The organism is Huijunlia imazamoxiresistens (assembly GCF_037132455.1).
GTDB classification, from domain to species: domain Bacteria; phylum Bacteroidota; class Bacteroidia; order Chitinophagales; family Chitinophagaceae; genus Flavisolibacter; species Flavisolibacter imazamoxiresistens.
Map to the genome: position 1 here is coordinate 41,621 of NZ_JBBBEI010000030.1, position 17,886 is coordinate 59,506.

The window sequence follows — 17,886 nt, forward strand, 5'->3', positions numbered from 1 at the left end:
TTTACAGCCAGGGAACAATTTAGCGATCCCTTCCTTGGTCAACATTCGTTATTCCTTCTAGTTCACCACTTTTTTTTCCTTTGCATTCCAATACAGGGGGTGGAAACCCATGATGCCATCGTTGCATTCCCGGCTGTTTTTAGACCATGCTTGCCCGTGTGAGGTTTCACGGATATGCTTCGCTTTTAAATAATGCTCCAGGGGTAGGAAGTGAATACACCTGTAATAGTTTTATCGTGATGTCCGGTAGGGTTACTTGCCTGCCGGAATTTTCTTTAACGGAAGGAGGTGGCGATCCTGCCGAGGGTGGAGTCGAACAGGGCTTTTTGCGCCGGGGGATAAGAAAGCCGCAGATGGTGCAGTTCCCCGTCTTTCCGGATGCTTTTATAATAAAAAATGCCTTCCTCGTTCTGTCCGCTGATCACGTACCAGGTAGGTTTCAGCACCTTATAGGTGATGCCCCGGAACCGCTTCAGGTCGTCCAGGTAGCTTTCCTTCAGTCCCTCAGGGGTTCCAGGTCCGAAGCTCTCCACCGTTAGTTCGATGCCCTCCTGCTTATGGTGGTACCATTGCAGGGTGCCGGCCGCTACCAGGAGCCCCCTGGAAAAGCCGGAAGGCAGTTGCAGGTCAAAGCCATTTTTGTGGTGAATGTTCATCCAGCCCTTTTGGGCAAAGAGGGTATTGAGTACCAGGCAAAAGAAAAGGGTGCCAACGGCTTTCCGAAAAATGTTCATGTTTTGGTTCAATAGGGAAGTTGAAAAAGAGCCTTTTAGCTAAGATAGGGAAAATCCGCTGCCCCTATATTTTCCCTGATGTTTCAAAAGCGAGGTTCGGTTAGCAGGCCTGAAAGGCCGGAATACCCCAATATGTCCGATAAAGAAAAAATAAAATGTTTTTTATTTATAATATTGTTAATACATTTAATTAAAATTTAATAGGTAATGGCTGTGCTCCTTTATACGACTGCAGGGTGATCAAAGTTTACTATTTACAGTTGGCCGAGTGGAAATTCCGTTTTGTAAGGTTCACCTTTTAAGTTTTGCATTGTCCACCTCTTAAATAGTCCTTTTATGAAAAAATTGAAGTTTTCTTTAATTGCCCTTTTCCTTACCGGCCTGTGCCTGACTTCGTGTAAAAAGGACATTGTTAATGAAGCTGAACAGCCTTCCACGGCTGAAAGCGGGGCAAAACCTTCCGAAAGCACGCTTGCGGAACACCATCACCACTTACGCGGAAGTAACTGTGGCCATGGATTATGGGCTACCGATGACGTGAATGGCCACCACCACCACAAACGGGGCGCCAACTGCTACCAGCATGGGGTGTGGGCTACCGATGACGTGAACGGACACCATCACCACAAGCGCGGCGACAACTGCCCTGAGCATAACCGATGGGCAACCTCCGACCCGTTTTATGGATGGTAAGTAGGGTGGCGTTTGTAGAAGGATCCCCTTTCTTCGGATGCTTTTAACCTGAGAAATGACTACCTCCGGCGCCCGGTAAAACGGGAAAAAGCGAACAGGCAGGTGCATGCACTTGCCTGTTCGCTTTAACTACTTCCATACTAAAGGAACCGCTATCAGAACCGGTAACCGAAATTCAGGTTCAGGCGGGCGCCATTGCCGCGGACGTATTCCAGCGCCTGCGCCCGGTACTGGCTGCGGGGCGGATAATAAGCCTGGTTGAACAGGTTTTCAATGCCCAGGGCCAGGCTGAAGGATTTATTCATCGTATACCCGGCGTTGAAATTAAAATAGGTGGCGGGCCGTACCGGGGCTTCACTTAAGCCATACGCCCCGTTGCTGCGGGGAGCGAAGCGGTCGCGGCTGCCGGTATAAAGTGCGGACAGCTGCAGGTTTACCGCGGTAACGGGCTGGTAATTCACAAAAGCCGTAGCCTTGGCCGGTGCAATCCGTTCGCCGATCAGGTAGGACTCTTTCCCGGAAGCATCTTTCGATTTGCCTTCCACGAAGGAATAGCTGCCGCCCGCTTTCATATTGTGGCGCAGACGGACTTCCGCCGACACCTCGTAGCCATAGATCCGCTCCGGTTCGCGCTGGGTCACAAAAATCCCGTTCTGCTCCACCAGGTTCGCACCCAGTTTGGAGGTGCTGACAAAGTAGGCCGCCGTCAGGCTGACCGGGCCCAGCTGGCTGCTGAAGCCCCCTTCGTAGTTGTTGGTGATCACCGGGTCGGTCGGGATCTTTTCCAGCGTATCCTCGGCGGCGGTACGCAGCATCCGGCCCAGCTCGTTCAGGCCGAACGCCTGGGAAAAGCTCACAAACGGGCTGAACACATGCCAGCGGTTGTAGCGGGCGCCTACGTTGAACATGGTCGCATTATAGGAAAGCTTTCCCCCTTTGACCGGTATGCTGCCTTCGCCATTGGGCCCTTTGGCAATGGTACTGAAGTCCTTTACCCGGATGCCGGCATTTTCGTAGCGGATGCCACCTTTGAGCACCAGCTGGTGGAAGTCGGCCTTTACCTGGGCAAAAGGCGCCATGTTCAGCATGTCCATGTCCGGGATATACACCCGGCCGTCGGTCAGCACCTGGTTGGTGCGGTCCTTCAGCAGGTCGAAGCCATAGGTGACGTCGCCGGAGATTCCGCTTCCTTTCCAAGGGGTGCTCAGGTTGGCGCGGACGCCCTTTTTGTACGACTGGATATAGGTTTGTCCCGGCCCGTACCAGGCGGTGGATTTTTCCACGTAGCGGTTCAGCGACTGGAACCGGTGGTCGTACAGCACCAGCTCGAGGTTGCTGCTGGCCGGCAGGTCTTTTACGCGGTAGCTGAGATACAGGTTGTGGCTGTGCGGGGTGCCGGCCGGTTCGCCGGGGTCCACGCCTTTGACACCTACCGCCGGTGAACGTCCGAACACGCCGGCTTTATTGATATAGGTCGCATGCTGGCGGCTCTGGAAGATATTGTAGGAAAGTTCCACCTGCTGGTTGTCGGAAATCTGGTAGCCGATCTTGCCAAAGCCGTTGAACAGCCGCGTTTCGCTAAGGCCGTCGGCCTGGGCGATCACGTTGCCGTCGGCATCCTTCTGGACCCTGGTTTGCTGGTACACGCCGCTCAGCACATAGGACAGCCGGTTCACGGTGCCGTGCAGGGTTTGCGACAGGCGGTAGCCCACGGTGTGGTTGGTATGCAGCAGGTTGCCGTCCACGCCCACCTTGGTCTCGCCGCCGATCTTCTTTCCGGCCACGGGCTTTTTGGTAATGAGGTTGATGATGCCGCCGCCCGAGCCGTTGCCGTAAATGGAGGTGGCGCCCTTGATCACTTCCACCCGTTCGATCACAGCCGGATCAATGGATCGGAGATCCCGGCTGCCGTTCATCAGGGGTGTGGATTGCGGGATGCCGTCGATCAGCACCAGCACGGAGCGGCCCCGGAGGGTTTGCCCGGCATTGGTGGCCTTGTTGGTAAAAGTGCCCAGGCCCGGGACGGTATTTCCTAAAATGGAGGTAATGGAGGAATTGATGGCGGCCTGCTCCTGGATCTGTTTGGCATTCAGGAGGGTAACGGAGGACGGAACGTCCCGGATGCTTTCTTCCTTACGGCCGGCGGTCACTACCACGGCATCCAGTAAAGCCCCTTCGTCCAGGGCCACCAGCAGGGTCGCCTCTTTAGCCTCCTGGATGGTCACGGGGAGGGTACGGGCGGAAAGACCTGCCGAGCTGACGGTGATCTTTTGTTTGCCTGCCGGCAGGGCCGGTAGCGAAAAGCGGCCCTCCGCGTCGGTGACCGTGCCGGGGCCATTGGCCACCAGGACGGACGCATGCGGAACAGGTTCCCCTTTTTCGTTTTTCACGGTACCCTTCAGCGAACCGGTTTGCTGGGCGGTGGCGATGAGGGTTCCGGAAAGGCAAATCAAAACGGACAATACGTATCGGGTCATAATCAGTAACATTGAGCCGCAGCCCGGGAGGGAGGCGGGGTAAAAGGTTATCTATTTTTTTAGGGAAGGCTTCTGTTGTTTTTTGCGTTTGCCCCACCAGATGTAAAAGCCGGTCACCGGCAGGGAGGCTGTTACCAGGGCGGCCAGGAAGACCACCAGTCGCAGGGGAAGTCCCCCGATGCCGCCGGTATGGATGTCGTAGTTCAGGCGGTTGGCTTTTTCCCCGCCGTTGGCATCGGCATATTTGCCGCGGGCGCCGTCGGGGATTTCGGCGGCCGTATAGGGGTTAAACGTCAGGTAGTCGGCATTGAAATGCCGCTTTTGCTCCGGGAAGATCCGGACCGTGAGGGGAGCGTCGTCCGCTGCCGGCAGCAGGTATTGGATGCGGGCGGAGGAGGCGTAGCGGCCCCGGACCTGCGCCTCGACGGCATCCAGCGGCCGGCCGGCGGCCAACGCCGCTTCCGGCTTTTTCACGTTGAGTTTAGCGGCTTCCGGAAAAGATTTTCCGCCGCTGAACAGGCTGTATTCCGCATCCCTTACCGCTTCAAAGCCCCAGACCAGGCCGGTCAGGACCACGAAGATCATGATCCAGGAAGCATAGAAGCCGAATACATTGTGCAGGTCGTAGTTCAGGCGTTTGGGCGAAGCATCCCATTTGACCGAAAAGCTTTGTCTGCGGGTGGCTTTCGACCATTTCTGCGGCCACCACATTATGATGCCGGTAATGATGATGAGGCCGAAGAGGAGGGTGGCCCAGATGACGATGGTCTTGCCGACAGGATCGGGCAGCCAAAGGTGCATATGACCGTGCAGCACCTGGCGGAAAAAATCCCGGTCCATATCCTTCACCTTCAGCACGGTGCCGGTATACGGGTCGAGGTACACATTATAATTATACCCTTTCTTCTTGTTGTTAAAGCTGACGGCCACGGAATGGTCCGCTCCCGCATAGGAGATGCGGCTCACCTTTTTTCCCGGCAGCTCCTTTTCGGCGAGGGACTTCAGGGAGGAGACCGGCAAAAAGGAGGCGTTCCTTTGCTCCACGTGCAGGTAGGGCTGGAAGGCCTCGGTCAGCTCGGGCTGGAAGGCATAGAGGGCGCCCGTCAGGGCCACGATCAGGATCACCAGGCCGGAGGCCAGTCCGCCCCACAGGTGCAGCACGGCCGCCAGCCGGCCGAGGGGGCCCTGTTTGGCAAACAGGGCCTTTTTTCCGTTGCCCTTTACCGGTCCTTTGGCCCGACCGGGGGTGCGGGTAGGGGCGCCCGGGGGCGGTGGTGAAGGCGGAGCAATGGGCGGTTCAGCGGATGTGGGACGCATGCGGAAAAGTTTCAGGGCGCAAGTTGCCCCATCGAAAACTGAGCTATTTGCGAAATCCGGAAAAGAAATTTCCGAAATGTGAAAATTCAGGCCGTTCCGGCCTTTTTAAGGCGTGGGCGGCCCTGCCGTTCGAAACTTTTCCACCCCGGTGCGGCAAACCCCCAACCCTTCTTAACTTGCCGTCCAATAATCCCCGCTACATGACGGCACCCGCCTATCAGCCTTTCAACGCCACCACCGTCCCCCTCCGGGGCAGCAACCTCATTGAAGCGTCCGCCGGTACGGGCAAGACCTATTCCATCGCCATCCTGGTGCTGCGGCTGGTGCTTGAGGAAGGCCTGCCGGTCAAGGACATCCTGATGGTGACCTTCACCAAGGCTGCCGTGGCCGAGCTGGAAGACCGCATCCGGCGGTTTTTGCGCAGCGCCTACAAGGCCAGCCGGGGCGAAGCCATCTTCGATGGCACTATAAAGTCCTTAGTGGAAGAGGCTATCGAAAAACAGGGCGAAAGCAAGGTGCAGGGCGTGCTGAAGGAGGCGCTGCTCTTCCTCGACGAGACCTCCGTGCTCACCATCCACTCCTTCTGCCAGCAGACGCTGGCCGAATTCGCCTTTGAAACGGGCCAGGTCTTTGGTGCCGAAACCCTCAAGGACCCCGCCACCGTGCTGGCCGAGGAGATCAACAAATTCTGGCGCCGGGAGATCACCACCCTGCCCGTGGCGCTGCTGGCCCCCCTGATCGCCGGCGAGCTGTCGCAGGCCGGCCTGACCGCCATCGTCAAAGAACACCTCGACGGCAAGAAATTCATCCACTTCGATGAGAACGAGCCTTATACCGCCTGCGAGGAAGACCACCAGGCGTGGATACAGGAGCTCGTCGAGCTGCAGGAAAAGGAAGCCGAACTGCGGGCCTGCCTCGAGCAGCACCTCCGCGACCACCGCGACGAGCTGGAAAAAATCTCCGCCGCCGACCGCTACGCGAAGAAAAGCCTCCTGCCCCTGGTGGACCGGCCGCAGGATTTTTTGGCCCAGCTGGTCAAAAGCCGGGGCTCCGGCTACGTGCAGAAGCTGTACCCCGACCTGCTGGAGCGGCACGATGCCTGCGACGACGTGCTGCGGGAGCGCAATGCCCTGGTACGGCGGATCATGGACCACCTCTACTGCCGGGCCATCCGCCAGGTGGCCGAGGGACTGGAAGCCTACAAGCACCGCAACAACCTGCAGTCCTTCGACGACATGATCAAAAACCTGCACGCCTCCCTGGTAGGCGGGAGCAACGACCGCCTGGTCGCCGCCCTGCAGGGGAAATACCGGGCCGTGTTCATCGACGAATTCCAGGATACCGACCGCCTCCAGTACGACATTTTCGACAAAGCTTTTGGCAAAGGGCCCGTGCTGTTTTACATCGGCGACCCCAAGCAGTCGATCTACGCCTGGCGCAAGGCCGACATTTTTACCTACTTCAAGGCCCGCGAAACCGTGGACAACGTCTACGGCATGAACCACAACTTCCGGTCCTCACCCGCCTTCATCGCGGCCATGAACGCCTTTTTCCTGCCCACGGACGGTTTCGATACCTTCCATTTTTCCGGGTCGGGCCAGGCTATTGCCTACATCCCCGTGCAGGCGCCCGAAGGGAGGGGCAAGGAACCCTTATTTCTCGACGGCGAGGCCTGCACGCCGTTGACGTTCTTCCCGCTGCCGAATAAAAATGCCATCTGCGCCGGCGTGGCCGGGCAGGTGGTGGCCCTGCTGTCGGAAGGCTACACCCTGGGCGCCGGGGGCCGCAGGGTTGGCCCGGCCGATATCGGCATCCTCGTGCGCTCCAACGGCGAGGGCCGCGACATCAAGGCCGCCCTGGCGGCCCGCGGCATCCCGGCGGTGACCATCGCCGACGACAAGGTGCTGCAATCCGAAGAGGCCGTGTACCTGCTGTACCTGCTGAAGGCCATGGAAGACCCCACGCCGGCCCATATCAACCGGGCGCTGCTGTCGCCTTTTACGGGCTTTACCGCCGCCGACATCCGGGCGCTGAACGACGAGCAGGCGGTGCTGCATTTCAAGCAGTATAAAAATACCTGGGACGAAGACGGCGTATACACCGCCCTGATGGATTTCGTGGCGGGCTACCGGGTGCGGCAGGTGCTGCTGCAACCCTCCACCGAAGGCGGCGAGCGCATCATCACCAACCTGTTCCAGCTGATCGAGCTGGTGCACAAGGTGCAGACCTACAAAAAATTATCGCCCCTGGAGCTCCTGGGCTGGCTGAAGCGGGGTATCGAAGGCATGGAAACCGAGGGCGACGAGTACGAGCAGCGGGTGGAAAGCGACGAGGAGGCCATCAAGATCGTCACCATCCACAAAAGCAAGGGGCTGGAATACAACATCGTGCTGGCGCCTTTCCTGGACTTCGTCATCGACAAGCCAAGGATCCGCCACTGCAGCTTCCGTCACCCCGAAACCGGCGAATACATTGCTGCCCACAAGGACGTGCTGACGCCGGAGCAGCAGGAGTGGCTGCAGACGCAGACCGAGCAGGAGAACCGCCGCCTGCTGTACGTGGCCCTGACGCGGGCGGCCCGCCAGTGCTATGTTTTCCGCAACGAGTTCGTCAAAAAATCCACCCTGGTGCCCTTCCTGGCCGCCCTGGCCGGGACCGGGCAGGGCCTGATCGCCCTGGCGGCGCCGCCTGCGGTACCCGAAGGTTATGCCTGGGGGGCGGAAGAACGGGCGCAACCCACCGCCGCGGCGGGCCCGGTGCGGTTCGGGCTGGTGCAGCACATGTGGCGCCGCATGAGCTATACCGGCCTGGCGGCGGCCCACGAGTCCAGCCCGAAGGGGCGGGGCGCCGAGGCCCCCGGGGCCTACGACGACTTCGTATTCCACCAGCTGGCCAAGGGCAGCCAGACAGGCAACCTGCTGCACTACCTGTTCGAGCAGGTGCATTTTGCCGACAATAGCCGCTGGGAAACGGTGGTGAAGGAAGCCCTCCTGCGCTTTGCGCCCCGCCAGGAAGAACGCTACCTGCCACTGTTGCAGGAGTTGCTGGCGCAGGTGCTGAACGCCACCATACAGGTGGGAGGGGAGTCGTTCCAGTTGGCCCAGGTGGATTTTCACAAGCGCCTCCACGAGTTTGAGTTCGATTTTCCCGTGCCCCTGTTCCAGCCACAGCTGCTGCACCTGTTGTCCGACGGCGTCATCCAGGTAGCCGTGAAGCGGCTGCCCCTGCTGGAGGGCATCATGAACGGGAAAATGGACCTGTTCTTCGAGTGTAAGGGCAAATACTTTATCCTCGACTGGAAATCCAATTATTTGGGCGACACGCTGGAGGCCTACGGCCGCGAACAGTTGCTGGCGGTGATGAACGAAAACAACTACCACCTGCAATACCTGCTGTACACGCTGGCCGCCGCCAAATACCTGGAAAGCCGGCTGCCCGGGTTCGATTACGAACGGGATTTCGGGGGTGTCGTCTATTTATTCATACGGGGGGTACGCCGGGAAGGCGATACCGGCATTTACACCTGCCGGCCCACGGTGGCGCAGCTGCAGCGCCTTCAGGATATCCTGGAAGGAAAGGTGCCCACCGCCCTGAAGGAAGGGTCCTCCCTGCCTGTTGATGCTTCCGTAAACCTGCTGACCCCGGAACCTGCAGAGAGCGGGCTGGTGTAACGAAAATTTCATTGCATCTGCGGGCGCACCTGGAGGTCTGTTAAAGGTAAAAGTGTTCCCCGGACTGTCTTCCCCTCCAATTATTTTTCCCGGAAAACTAAAAATTTAGTTGTTAAACTAGGTTTTTAGTTTTAGTTTTATTTGGAAATTATTTCCGAAAAAAACGCTTTCCTGGGCCGGGTTGCAACTGCTGCACCTGCTGGGGAAGCCCTTCTGCAACCACTGAAAATAAGAAACCATGCTGCCGTTTGCCATTTATTTGTTGAAGGTCATCGCCTGCTCCGGGGCCCTGTATCTCTATTATGTTGCCGCCCTGCGCAACAGGGGCTTTCACCGCTGGAACCGTTTTTATTTGCTGGCTGCCACCTTGCTGTCCGTGCTGATTCCTTTTATCGAAATTCCGGTTGGCCATTTGCAGGACGACAGCCCTTCCCGCCCGGTGCAGGTGCTGCAGGTGGTTACCGCAGCCGATAACTATACGGCCGAAATGATAGCCCCCGCAAATGTTCAGGAAGTATCGTTCGAATCGGTAGCGGGGCTGCTGTACGGTGGGGTAGGTGCGGTCCTGGCCTTCTTTTTCCTGCGCTCGCTGCTTCGGATCCGGCAGATCCTCCGCAACGGAACGCTGCACCGGGCAGGACATCTGAAACTGGTTTATACCCATGCACCGGGTACGCCCTTTTCCTGGCTGCGGTACATCTTTTGGAACCCCGCCCTGGACCCGGAGCATGAAACCGGCCGGCAGATCCTGCAGCATGAGCTGGTGCATGTACAGGAGCGGCATTCGCTGGACAAGCTGTGGATGCAGACCCTGCTTATTGTTTTCTGGTGCAACCCGGTTTTCTGGCTCATGCGCAAGGAGCTGGGCGACCTGCACGAGTTCCTGGCCGACCGCAAAGCGGTGGGCGCCGGCGGTGCCCCGGCCCTGGCCGCCATGATCCTGCAGGCGGCGTACCCGGGTGCTTTTCCTGAACTGGCCACCCCATTTTTTCAATCTTCCATAAAACGACGACTCGCTATGCTGACAACCAACCAACCTGCCCGCCCCCGTTATTTTAGCCGTATCCTGGTGTTGCCCGTGCTGGCCCTAACCATTGCCTCGTTTGCTGTAAGAGTAACAGAAAGTCCGGCAGTGGGCTACTCATTGGGAACGGATACGCTGCCCCGGCCTTTTCAGCGCGGACATTCCTACCATGATACCCGGCAGGGAATAATTTTAGAAGCCGACAGCCTGGTCCATCATCAGCCTGCCGCAGAAACAAAGCTCAATGCCACCAGGGCGCTGTTTGTGGTCAATGGCCGGCGGATGGGGCCTTCTGTACTGGAGCAGAAAACTATTATTGCCCGGGAGGTGCATTTCTATACGGAAGGACATCCTGACGCCCTGAAGTTGTATGGACAGGAGGCGAAAAGAGGCGTTCTTGTTTTTGAGGACGCTAAGGTTTACGATATCCCGATGCGCTCCTTTTATAAGGAAGTCCTGGAGGGCTCGGCCCGGCGAAGATCAGACCCGGAACATATCGTTTTTACGAAAGCGGAAGTGGACCCGCAGTTCAAGGGAGGCGAGCAGGCCTGGCAGCGGTATGTACGGCGTACCTTGAATACGGACATTCCCACTTCCCATGATGCGCCCCGGGGCCGGTATACCACCGAGGTGCGGATCGTTGTAGACCGTACCGGCAACCTTTCCGACGTGCAGGCCCTCACGCAGCATGGGTACGGCATGGAGCAGGAGGCCTTAAGAGTGGTCCACGGCAGCCGCGGGTGGGTGCCTGCCCGGCAAAACGGCCATGCAGTGAATGCCTATAAAACACTGGCCATAACTTTTACGGTAAAATAAAGGGGAGTGGCAGGTAGCTGCCGCCCTTATTGAAAAAGGTTTTCCCAATCGGGAAAACCTTTTTTCATTATGCGGAAATTCTTGTTCCTCAACGTTTGATTTTCCTTTTTTGAAAACTCTATTTACCGATTTTGAAAACAGGGGCGCCCTCTTGCAGATGACCTTTGCGGCGCACCCATCCTTTTTATGGGTATCCTTAAATCCCTGTATTCAAATCCCGATATGATGAGAAAATTTTTTCCCCTGTTCCTGATCGTTAGTATTCTCTTCAGCCTGCCGGCGGCGGCCCAGGCGCTCCTGTCCGGCATCAAAGGCCAGGTGGTGACCTCCGACGGCCAGCCGGCCCCGGATGTCAGCATCCAGCTGAAAAACAAAAACAAGGGCACCCTCACCGATGCCCGCGGCGCCTTCGTGCTGCGCAAGCTGCAGCCCGGCACCTACATCCTGCAGGCCTCCCTGGTGGGCCACGAGCCCCGGGAGCAGGAGGTGACCGTCACCGAAGACCAGATCACGAAGGTTTCCATCCAACTGGCGGCTTCGGTGCAGCAGCTGGAGGAAGTGAACATCCGCAGTGGCCGCAACCGCTACAAGGCCGACCAGGTGTCCGGCTCGCTGCGCCTGCAGACGCCCCTGATCAACGTGCCCCAGAATATACAGGTGGTGCAGGCCCAGCAACTGGCCGACCAGCAGGTGTACGACATCGTCGACGGCATCACCCGCAACGTCAGCGGCGCCACCCGCCAGGGCCACTGGGACAACCAGTACGCCAACATCCGCATGCGGGGCTCCAAGATCCCCGCCTTCCGCAACGGCATGAACATCGAAGCCTCCTGGGGCCCCACGGCCGAAGACGCTTCCATGATTGAACGCATCGAATTCGTCAAAGGCCCCGCCGGCTTTATGCTCGCTAACGGCGAACCCGGCGGCTTCTACAACGTGGTGACCAAAAAGCCCACCGGCCAGACCAGGGGCTCGGCCACCATGAGCATGGGCTCGTTCAGCACCTACCGGGCCGCCCTGGACTTCGACGGCAAACTGAGCAAGGACGGTAAGCTGCTGTACCGCCTCAATACCGCCGGCCAGCTGAAGGATTTTTATACGAAGTACAACTACAGCAACCGCTTTATGGTGGCGCCTGTAGTGAAATACCTGGTGGACGACCGCACCTCCGTGATGCTGGAATACACCTTCCAGGGCAGCAGCTACCTGGCCAACGGCAACTACCAGTTCAGTAAGAAGGGCCTGCTCGACGACAGTGTCCGCAACGACTTTTTCTATGGCGACCCTTCCCTGACCCCCGGCCAGCTGCGCGACCACAGCGTGTATGCCTACCTCGACCACAAGATCAACGACAACTGGCAGCTGCATGCCCAGGTGGCCTACTTTGATTTCAGCATGGTGGCCAACAGCACCTGGTTCAGTAGGGTCTGGGCCAACGGCGACGCGGAACGCTACGTCAGCATCGGCGACGAAGCCGGCCAGAACCGCTTTGGCCAAGCCTCCTTCTCGGGAAAAGAAAAAACCGGTTCCATTTCCCACACCATCCTGGGCGGCCTGGACATGGGCAACAAGAAATTCTGGGGCGACTTCCGCACCCTGAAAAATAATGTACGCCTGCCGGGAAACAAGCTGTTCAACGTATACAACCCGGTTTACGGCATTCCCTTCGACTCCCTGCCGAAGATCGACCGTTCGGTGGACGTGAAGACCCGGGCCGGCTCCACCGTTTATGCCACCGTAACCAGCTATGGCTCGGTCTACCTGCAGGACGAGCTGGGCTTCTTTGCCGATAAGCTGCGCCTGTCCCTGGCCGGCCGGTTCACCCATTCCGAAACGGTGGGCAAGACCGCCGCTGCCGGCATCGCCGACGAAGTGTTCACGCCGCGCATCGGCCTGAGTTTTTCCATCAACAAGGGCACCAGCGTATATGTGCTGCGCGACGAGTCGTTTGTGCCGCAGTCGGGTACCGACTATTTTGGCAATGCCTTTGTTCCCGTTCGCGGCAAGGACCTGGAAGCCGGTATCAAGAAAGAATGGATGAAGGGCAAGTGGATGAGCAGCCTGACCGTTTACCGCATTTTGCGCGAAAATACTTTGACCAACGACCCCGATCCCACCCACGTGCTGGGCAACGGCTCCATGGCCCAGGTGCAACTGGGAGAGACCAGGACCGAAGGGGTAGAGGTGGATGTGACCGGCGAAGTGGTGCCCGGCCTGAACGTAACCCTCAACTACGCCTATACCGATTCCCGCATTACCAAAGAGGTGCTGAACCCGCTGCCCACCGCAACGCCGGTGAAAACCGTGGGCAACGTGACGCCCAATACCGCCAGGCACGTGACCAACGGCTGGCTGCAGTACCGCATTCCCAAAGGATTGCTGGAAGGTTTCGGTCCTTCCGCCGGCTTCCAGTGGCTGGCCGACCGCCACGTGGGCACCACCACCACGCCCAATATCCCGAACTACTTCCGCACCGATGCCGGCCTGAATTACAGCAAGGGACGCGTGCACCTGTCGCTGCTGGTGAACAACCTGCTGGACAACCGCAAGCTGCTGACCGCCGCCTCCCTGGATACCAAACCGGCTACTGATCCCACCGGCTTTTACAGCTATATCGTGGAAGCCCGCCGGAATTTCCGGATGAGCGTTGGCTACCGGTTTTAAGTTTTTTTCCAAAAACCTTTGCCCGCCTGCCCGCCACCGGGGGCGGGCAAAGGCATTTGTGGCGGTACCGTGCCGGGCGCCAATGATTTCCTTTTTTGTAAACTATTCTTTCCGATCCCGTAACCCCGCCGCCTAAGGTCAGCAATAGCTTTGCTGCTTTCGTTCAGGCCTGCTGTTTTGCAGAGCGGACCGCATTTTCAATAAAACCCGAATGAGCACTGCCCCCACCGTACGCAAAGAGAAGAAGCACAACCGAAGCCTTTTTTACCGCATCTCCGCCTGGCTGCACCTGTGGCTGGGGCTGGTCACCGGCCTGATCATGCTGGTGGTTTGCCTGACCGGCTGCATCTGGGTATTCCACGATGAGATCACCGGGCTGCTGGAACCCGAAACCAGGGTGCCGTACCAGCCCGTGCCGGTGGTGTCGCCGGCGCAACTGGCACAGGTGGCCCATTCGGCCTTCCCGGGTAAAAAGCCCAATTACGCCACCTACCAGCAGGGGCAGGCCATTTACCTGGCCCTGGGCGAAGGCCGCAGCGGCAATACCGTGCTGCGCATACACCCTTATTCGGGAAAAGTTCTCCGCGTAAAGGAATTCAAAAAGGGCGAGACCGACTTTTTTCGGTTTATCCTCAACGGCCACCGCTTCCTGTGGATGACGCCCGATATCGGGCGCCCCATCGTCAATTACGGCACCCTGGTCTTCGTGGTCCTCCTCTTTACCGGCCTGGTGCTCTGGTGGCCCCGCAAGTGGACCAAAGCTACCCGGGAGCAGAGCTTTAAAGTCAAATGGAAGGCGACCTTCAAGCGGGTGAACTACGACCTGCACAATGTTTTCGGCTTTTACGCCCTGCTGTTCCTGCTGTGCATTGCCCTGACCGGGATGGTGTACGGCATTAAATGGTACAGCAAGGGGTTGTTCTGGATGACCACCGGCCAGTCCCTGCCGGAATACCAGCGGCCCCAGTCCGATTCGCTGCAGTTGGGCAAACACGCGGCTGCCGGCAACCTGATGGACCGCTGCTGGAACGAGGTGATCGGCAAGCATCCCGAAGCGGAAGGCTTCTATTATTCCTTCCCGGATACGGCCAAGCCTTCCTCTGCCATCTCCATCACCCTTTATCCCACCACCGGCAAATATTATAACAACCGCAGCTTTGCCTTTGACCAGCATACCGGCAAGGCCATTCACGCCAACGCGCTCTACGACACCCCTTATGAAAAGGCTTCGGCCGGCGTAAAGCTGCGGCGCATGAACTACGACATTCACGTAGGATCGATCCTGGGCCTGCCCGGCAAGATCCTGGCCTTTTTTGCCGCCCTGGTCGGCGCCAGCCTGCCCGTCACCGGCTTCCTGGTATGGTGGGGTAAACGCAAAAAGAAACCCAAAAGAACCCCATCCCGTCGGGTACCTTATGGCTCCTTAACCGGCGCCCAGGCCTAACCACAGCAGCTATGGAACCCGTGCAGCAAACGAGGGACATCCTTTCACCAGCGGAACTGGCCGAACTGGAGGGCGGGCTGGTATTTGAAACCGGCCGCGAATTCCCCGGCCCGGTGGGCTATTCCCTGCGCCGCTTTGTCCGGCCCGCCAACTGGCTGGGCGAGGACCGGGCGGTGCTGAACTACCATTTTCACGCCCCGTGCCCGGAAGGGAATTTTTTGAAACTGCAGTATGCCGTGTCGGGCCAGGTGGATTGCCGGCAGTACAGCGGCCGCGGCCGGCCGTGCCCCGCCCACGGGCAGGTGAATTGTTCCGAAAAAACGGGCAGCATCGACGTGCTGGGCCTGGAATTCGCTGCCGCCTTCCTTTCGCAGTTGCTGCCCCCGCCCGCCGGCAGTTCGGCCCTCGCCGGCCGCCTGCTGTCGTTTACCCATACCGCCGGCCTTTGCAGGTCGCTGCCCCTCTGCAACAAGACCCGCCTGGTGCTGGACCGCCTGATGGACCACGATTATTCGGGGACGCAGGAGCATCTATTCGTCCATGCCCAGGCGCAACTGCTGCTGGTGTACGGCCTGGACTATCTCAGGGGGGAACAGGAGATCCGTACCCTCACCTGTAAGTTCCTGGCTGACGCAGCAGACCGTGAAAAGCTGGTGCAGGCCCGGGAGATCCTCCTGCGCCAGCTCGGCTCGTCCATCACCATCAAGGAGCTGAGCCGGAAGGTGGCCATGAACGAGTGTTATCTGAAAAAGGGGTTTAAGGAACTATTCGGCACCACCATCTTTGAGTTTTTCCAGAACCACCGCATGGAGCATGCCCGCTATTTGCTGTACGAAAAAGGCCTGAGCGTGACCGAAGTGGCCCATATGCTGGGCTTTTCCTCTATTTCGCATTTTTCCACCGCCTTTAAAAAGCATACCGGCCTCAAACCTTGCGAACTGTTGCTGCGATAACAATTTACAAGTTTGCGGGTATACGAGTTGTTGCGGATAGCGGGGCAGGAGGACTGCTGCACCGGGAGGGCGAAAGTTTAGCGGAAGTGCTATATTTAAACTGAAAACCAATTTTGGCCGGGAGGCGAAAGGCGCAGTGGTTGCCAGTTGAAAGCCCCCTGTAAACAACCAATCCATAAGAACAAATATGTCCATAACCAATGAGGCGGAACTAGCCGGGATGAAAAAAGCCAGTGAGGCGGTGGCCTGCACGTTGAAGGAAATGCGGAACTATGCCCAACCCGGAATGACGACCAAGCAATTAGACGACTATGGTGCCAAGATCCTCCGGGATTTCGGCGCCCGGTCGGCGCCATATGTAAGCTATGGCTTCCCCGGCTGTACCTGCATCAGCGTGAATCAGGAATTTTGCCACGGTGTCCCGTCCCGCAACAAAATCCTGAAAGAAGGCGACCTGGTAAATATTGACGTTTCGGCCGAATTGGATGGCTTTTATTCGGATAATGGCGGCTCCTTTGTGCTGGGGGAGGACCTTCACCGGCACCAGGAACTTGTGGATGCTTCCAAACAGATTTTGCACCAGGCGATCCATAACATTAAAGGTGGTGTTCTAATTTCCGACATAGGCCACCTGATGGAAACGGAAGCCCGGCGACGTGGTTTCAAAGTCGTTCAGAACCTGACCGGTCACGGGATCGGCAGAAGCCTGCACGAAGAGCCCGGCGAAATCGCCAATTACCGGGACCGCTTTAACCGTACAAGATTTAAAAAGAACTCGGTCGTTGCCATTGAAACCTTTATCACCACCGTTTCCACCTTTGCGGAAACCCTTCACGACGGTTGGACCATGGTGGGTGATAAAGGCGGATTTATGGCGCAGCACGAACATACGATTGTCGTGACCGGCGGCAAGCCCCTGATACTAACGGAGATGAATGACATCTGGAACTGATAAGCGGCGATCTACCGCGGAAAGCAGGTCAAGGGGGCTGCGGTCTGGTTCTTGTTACGGTATTCCTTTTTAATTAAACAGGACATATGAAAGTACTGATCGTATTGACGTCGCACAGCGAGCTGGGCAGCACGGGTAAGAAAACCGGCTTCTGGCTGGAAGAGTTTGCCGCCCCTTACTACGCATTAAAGGATGCCGGCGCCCAGGTGACCCTGGCTTCGCCCAAAGGCGGGCAGCCGCCCATTGACCCGAAAAGCGAAGAGCCCGGAAACCAGACGGCCGCCACCCGCCGCTTTGCGGAGGACAAAGCCCTCCAGGAGGAGCTGGCCCATACCCGGAAGCTGTCGGAGGTATCGGCGGAGGAATACGATGCCCTGTTCTATCCCGGCGGGCACGGGCCGCTCTGGGACCTGGCCACGGACGCCCAATCGCAAAAGCTGATCGAAGATTTTTGGGCCGCCAATAAGCCCGTAGCGGCGGTCTGCCATGCGCCGGCGGTACTGCTGCATGTAAAAAACGCACAGGGCGAGCCTTTTGTCCAAGGAAAGGAAGTGACCGGTTTTACGAATACCGAGGAAGCGGCGGTAGGGCTCACGACGGTGGTGCCTTTTTTAGTGGAGGACGAGTTGGTGAAAAGAGGCGCCACCTATTCCAAGAAAGACGACTGGGCGCCCTACGTCGTTACCGACGGGCTGCTGATCACCGGCCAGAACCCGGCCTCCTCTGAAGAAGCGGCCCACCGCCTGGTGGCGCTGCTGGAAAGGCAGCTTGAATCATATTGAATATCAGTATTTTATGAAGTGCGTTTGACGGGTTCCTTGTGCTGTAGCTAATCAAAGTATAACACTTTTGTTAACACTTTAATATAGCTACTATGATTACGCTACCTAACGCGTGTTCCTGCAGCGAACTCAGCGTCTTCCCGCAAAACTGGGAAACCCGCAAAGCTTCCCTGGCGAAATACTGCCGGATTAGTTACCGGTTTTATGATCCTTTTGCCGTCACGTTAGCTTTCCCTGCCTGACCGCGGGAAGAATTTACCGTTAATGTTCTATAGCAGTATCTAGGGAATCCCTGAAAATTCCAATAGGTTAATTATCAATAGATTAAGGTGTGCATTGGCTGTAAAAAAGCCTCACAA

Annotated in this window: 11 protein-coding genes; 8 read left to right on the forward strand and 3 right to left on the reverse strand. The window is 57.7% G+C overall.

Annotated elements, in window-relative coordinates; genetic code table 11:
* Positions 1-275: 275 nt before the first annotated feature.
* A complete protein-coding gene (locus tag V9K67_RS23335; protein ID WP_336726842.1) occupies positions 276-734 on the reverse strand; it encodes a hypothetical protein in 459 nt (152 codons plus the stop codon).
* A gap of 336 nt (positions 735-1,070) precedes the next feature.
* Between V9K67_RS23335 and V9K67_RS23340 the strand changes: the two genes are divergently transcribed.
* On the forward strand, positions 1,071-1,427 hold the full coding sequence (locus V9K67_RS23340; protein WP_336726845.1) for a hypothetical protein: 357 nt from the start codon (positions 1,071-1,073) through the stop codon (positions 1,425-1,427).
* Between the two features lie 155 nt (positions 1,428-1,582).
* On the opposite strand, the gene V9K67_RS23345 is transcribed toward V9K67_RS23340, so the two are convergent.
* Positions 1,583-3,904, reverse strand: coding sequence for a TonB-dependent receptor (locus V9K67_RS23345; protein ID WP_336726847.1), 2,322 nt, complete (start codon positions 3,902-3,904; stop codon positions 1,583-1,585).
* Positions 3,905-3,955: 51 nt separating this feature from the next.
* Complete coding sequence (locus V9K67_RS23350) at positions 3,956-5,221, reverse strand: PepSY-associated TM helix domain-containing protein (RefSeq protein ID WP_336726849.1); 1,266 nt, start codon at positions 5,219-5,221, stop codon at positions 3,956-3,958.
* A 200-nt stretch (positions 5,222-5,421) separates the two neighbouring features.
* Here V9K67_RS23350 and V9K67_RS23355 point away from each other — a divergent pair, with 200 nt between their 5' ends.
* The 7 genes from V9K67_RS23355 to V9K67_RS23385 all read left to right on the forward strand — a co-directional run bounded on the left by V9K67_RS23355 (position 5,422) and on the right by V9K67_RS23385 (position 17,527).
* The gene (locus V9K67_RS23355) at positions 5,422-8,892 is read left to right on the forward strand and encodes a UvrD-helicase domain-containing protein (RefSeq protein WP_336726851.1); all 3,471 of its coding nucleotides are present in this window, start codon (positions 5,422-5,424) and stop codon (positions 8,890-8,892) included.
* Positions 8,893-9,130: 238 nt separating this feature from the next.
* Complete coding sequence (locus V9K67_RS23360; protein ID WP_336726853.1) at positions 9,131-10,732, forward strand: M56 family metallopeptidase; 1,602 nt, start codon at positions 9,131-9,133, stop codon at positions 10,730-10,732.
* Between the two features lie 225 nt (positions 10,733-10,957).
* Positions 10,958-13,396, forward strand: coding sequence for a TonB-dependent siderophore receptor (locus V9K67_RS23365; protein ID WP_336726854.1), 2,439 nt, complete (start codon positions 10,958-10,960; stop codon positions 13,394-13,396).
* A 211-nt stretch (positions 13,397-13,607) separates the two neighbouring features.
* Positions 13,608-14,840 carry a PepSY-associated TM helix domain-containing protein gene (locus tag V9K67_RS23370; protein ID WP_336726856.1) on the forward strand — a complete coding sequence of 411 codons (1,233 nt, stop codon included), beginning with the start codon at positions 13,608-13,610 and terminating at the stop codon, positions 14,838-14,840.
* Between the two features lie 11 nt (positions 14,841-14,851).
* The gene (locus tag V9K67_RS23375; RefSeq protein ID WP_336726858.1) at positions 14,852-15,793 is read left to right on the forward strand and encodes a helix-turn-helix domain-containing protein; all 942 of its coding nucleotides are present in this window, start codon (positions 14,852-14,854) and stop codon (positions 15,791-15,793) included.
* Between the two features lie 187 nt (positions 15,794-15,980).
* Positions 15,981-16,745: a type I methionyl aminopeptidase gene (map, locus tag V9K67_RS23380; protein WP_336726860.1), complete on the forward strand. Its 765-nt coding sequence runs from the start codon at positions 15,981-15,983 to the stop codon at positions 16,743-16,745.
* A gap of 86 nt (positions 16,746-16,831) precedes the next feature.
* Complete coding sequence (locus V9K67_RS23385; RefSeq protein ID WP_336726861.1) at positions 16,832-17,527, forward strand: type 1 glutamine amidotransferase domain-containing protein; 696 nt, start codon at positions 16,832-16,834, stop codon at positions 17,525-17,527.
* Positions 17,528-17,886: the final 359 nt, after the last annotated feature.

Coding starts and splice junctions, on each gene's coding strand:
- V9K67_RS23335 (WP_336726842.1), bottom strand. CDS start 734: ATGAACATTTTTCGGAAAGCCGTTGGCACCCTTTTCTTTTGCCTGGTA.
- V9K67_RS23375 (WP_336726858.1), top strand. CDS start 14,852: ATGGAACCCGTGCAGCAAACGAGGGACATCCTTTCACCAGCGGAACTG.
- V9K67_RS23345 (WP_336726847.1), bottom strand. CDS start 3,904: ATGACCCGATACGTATTGTCCGTTTTGATTTGCCTTTCCGGAACCCTC.
- V9K67_RS23355 (WP_336726851.1), top strand. CDS start 5,422: ATGACGGCACCCGCCTATCAGCCTTTCAACGCCACCACCGTCCCCCTC.
- map (WP_336726860.1), top strand. CDS start 15,981: ATGTCCATAACCAATGAGGCGGAACTAGCCGGGATGAAAAAAGCCAGT.
- V9K67_RS23365 (WP_336726854.1), top strand. CDS start 10,958: ATGAGAAAATTTTTTCCCCTGTTCCTGATCGTTAGTATTCTCTTCAGC.
- V9K67_RS23370 (WP_336726856.1), top strand. CDS start 13,608: ATGAGCACTGCCCCCACCGTACGCAAAGAGAAGAAGCACAACCGAAGC.
- V9K67_RS23360 (WP_336726853.1), top strand. CDS start 9,131: ATGCTGCCGTTTGCCATTTATTTGTTGAAGGTCATCGCCTGCTCCGGG.
- V9K67_RS23340 (WP_336726845.1), top strand. CDS start 1,071: ATGAAAAAATTGAAGTTTTCTTTAATTGCCCTTTTCCTTACCGGCCTG.
- V9K67_RS23350 (WP_336726849.1), bottom strand. CDS start 5,221: ATGCGTCCCACATCCGCTGAACCGCCCATTGCTCCGCCTTCACCACCG.
- V9K67_RS23385 (WP_336726861.1), top strand. CDS start 16,832: ATGAAAGTACTGATCGTATTGACGTCGCACAGCGAGCTGGGCAGCACG.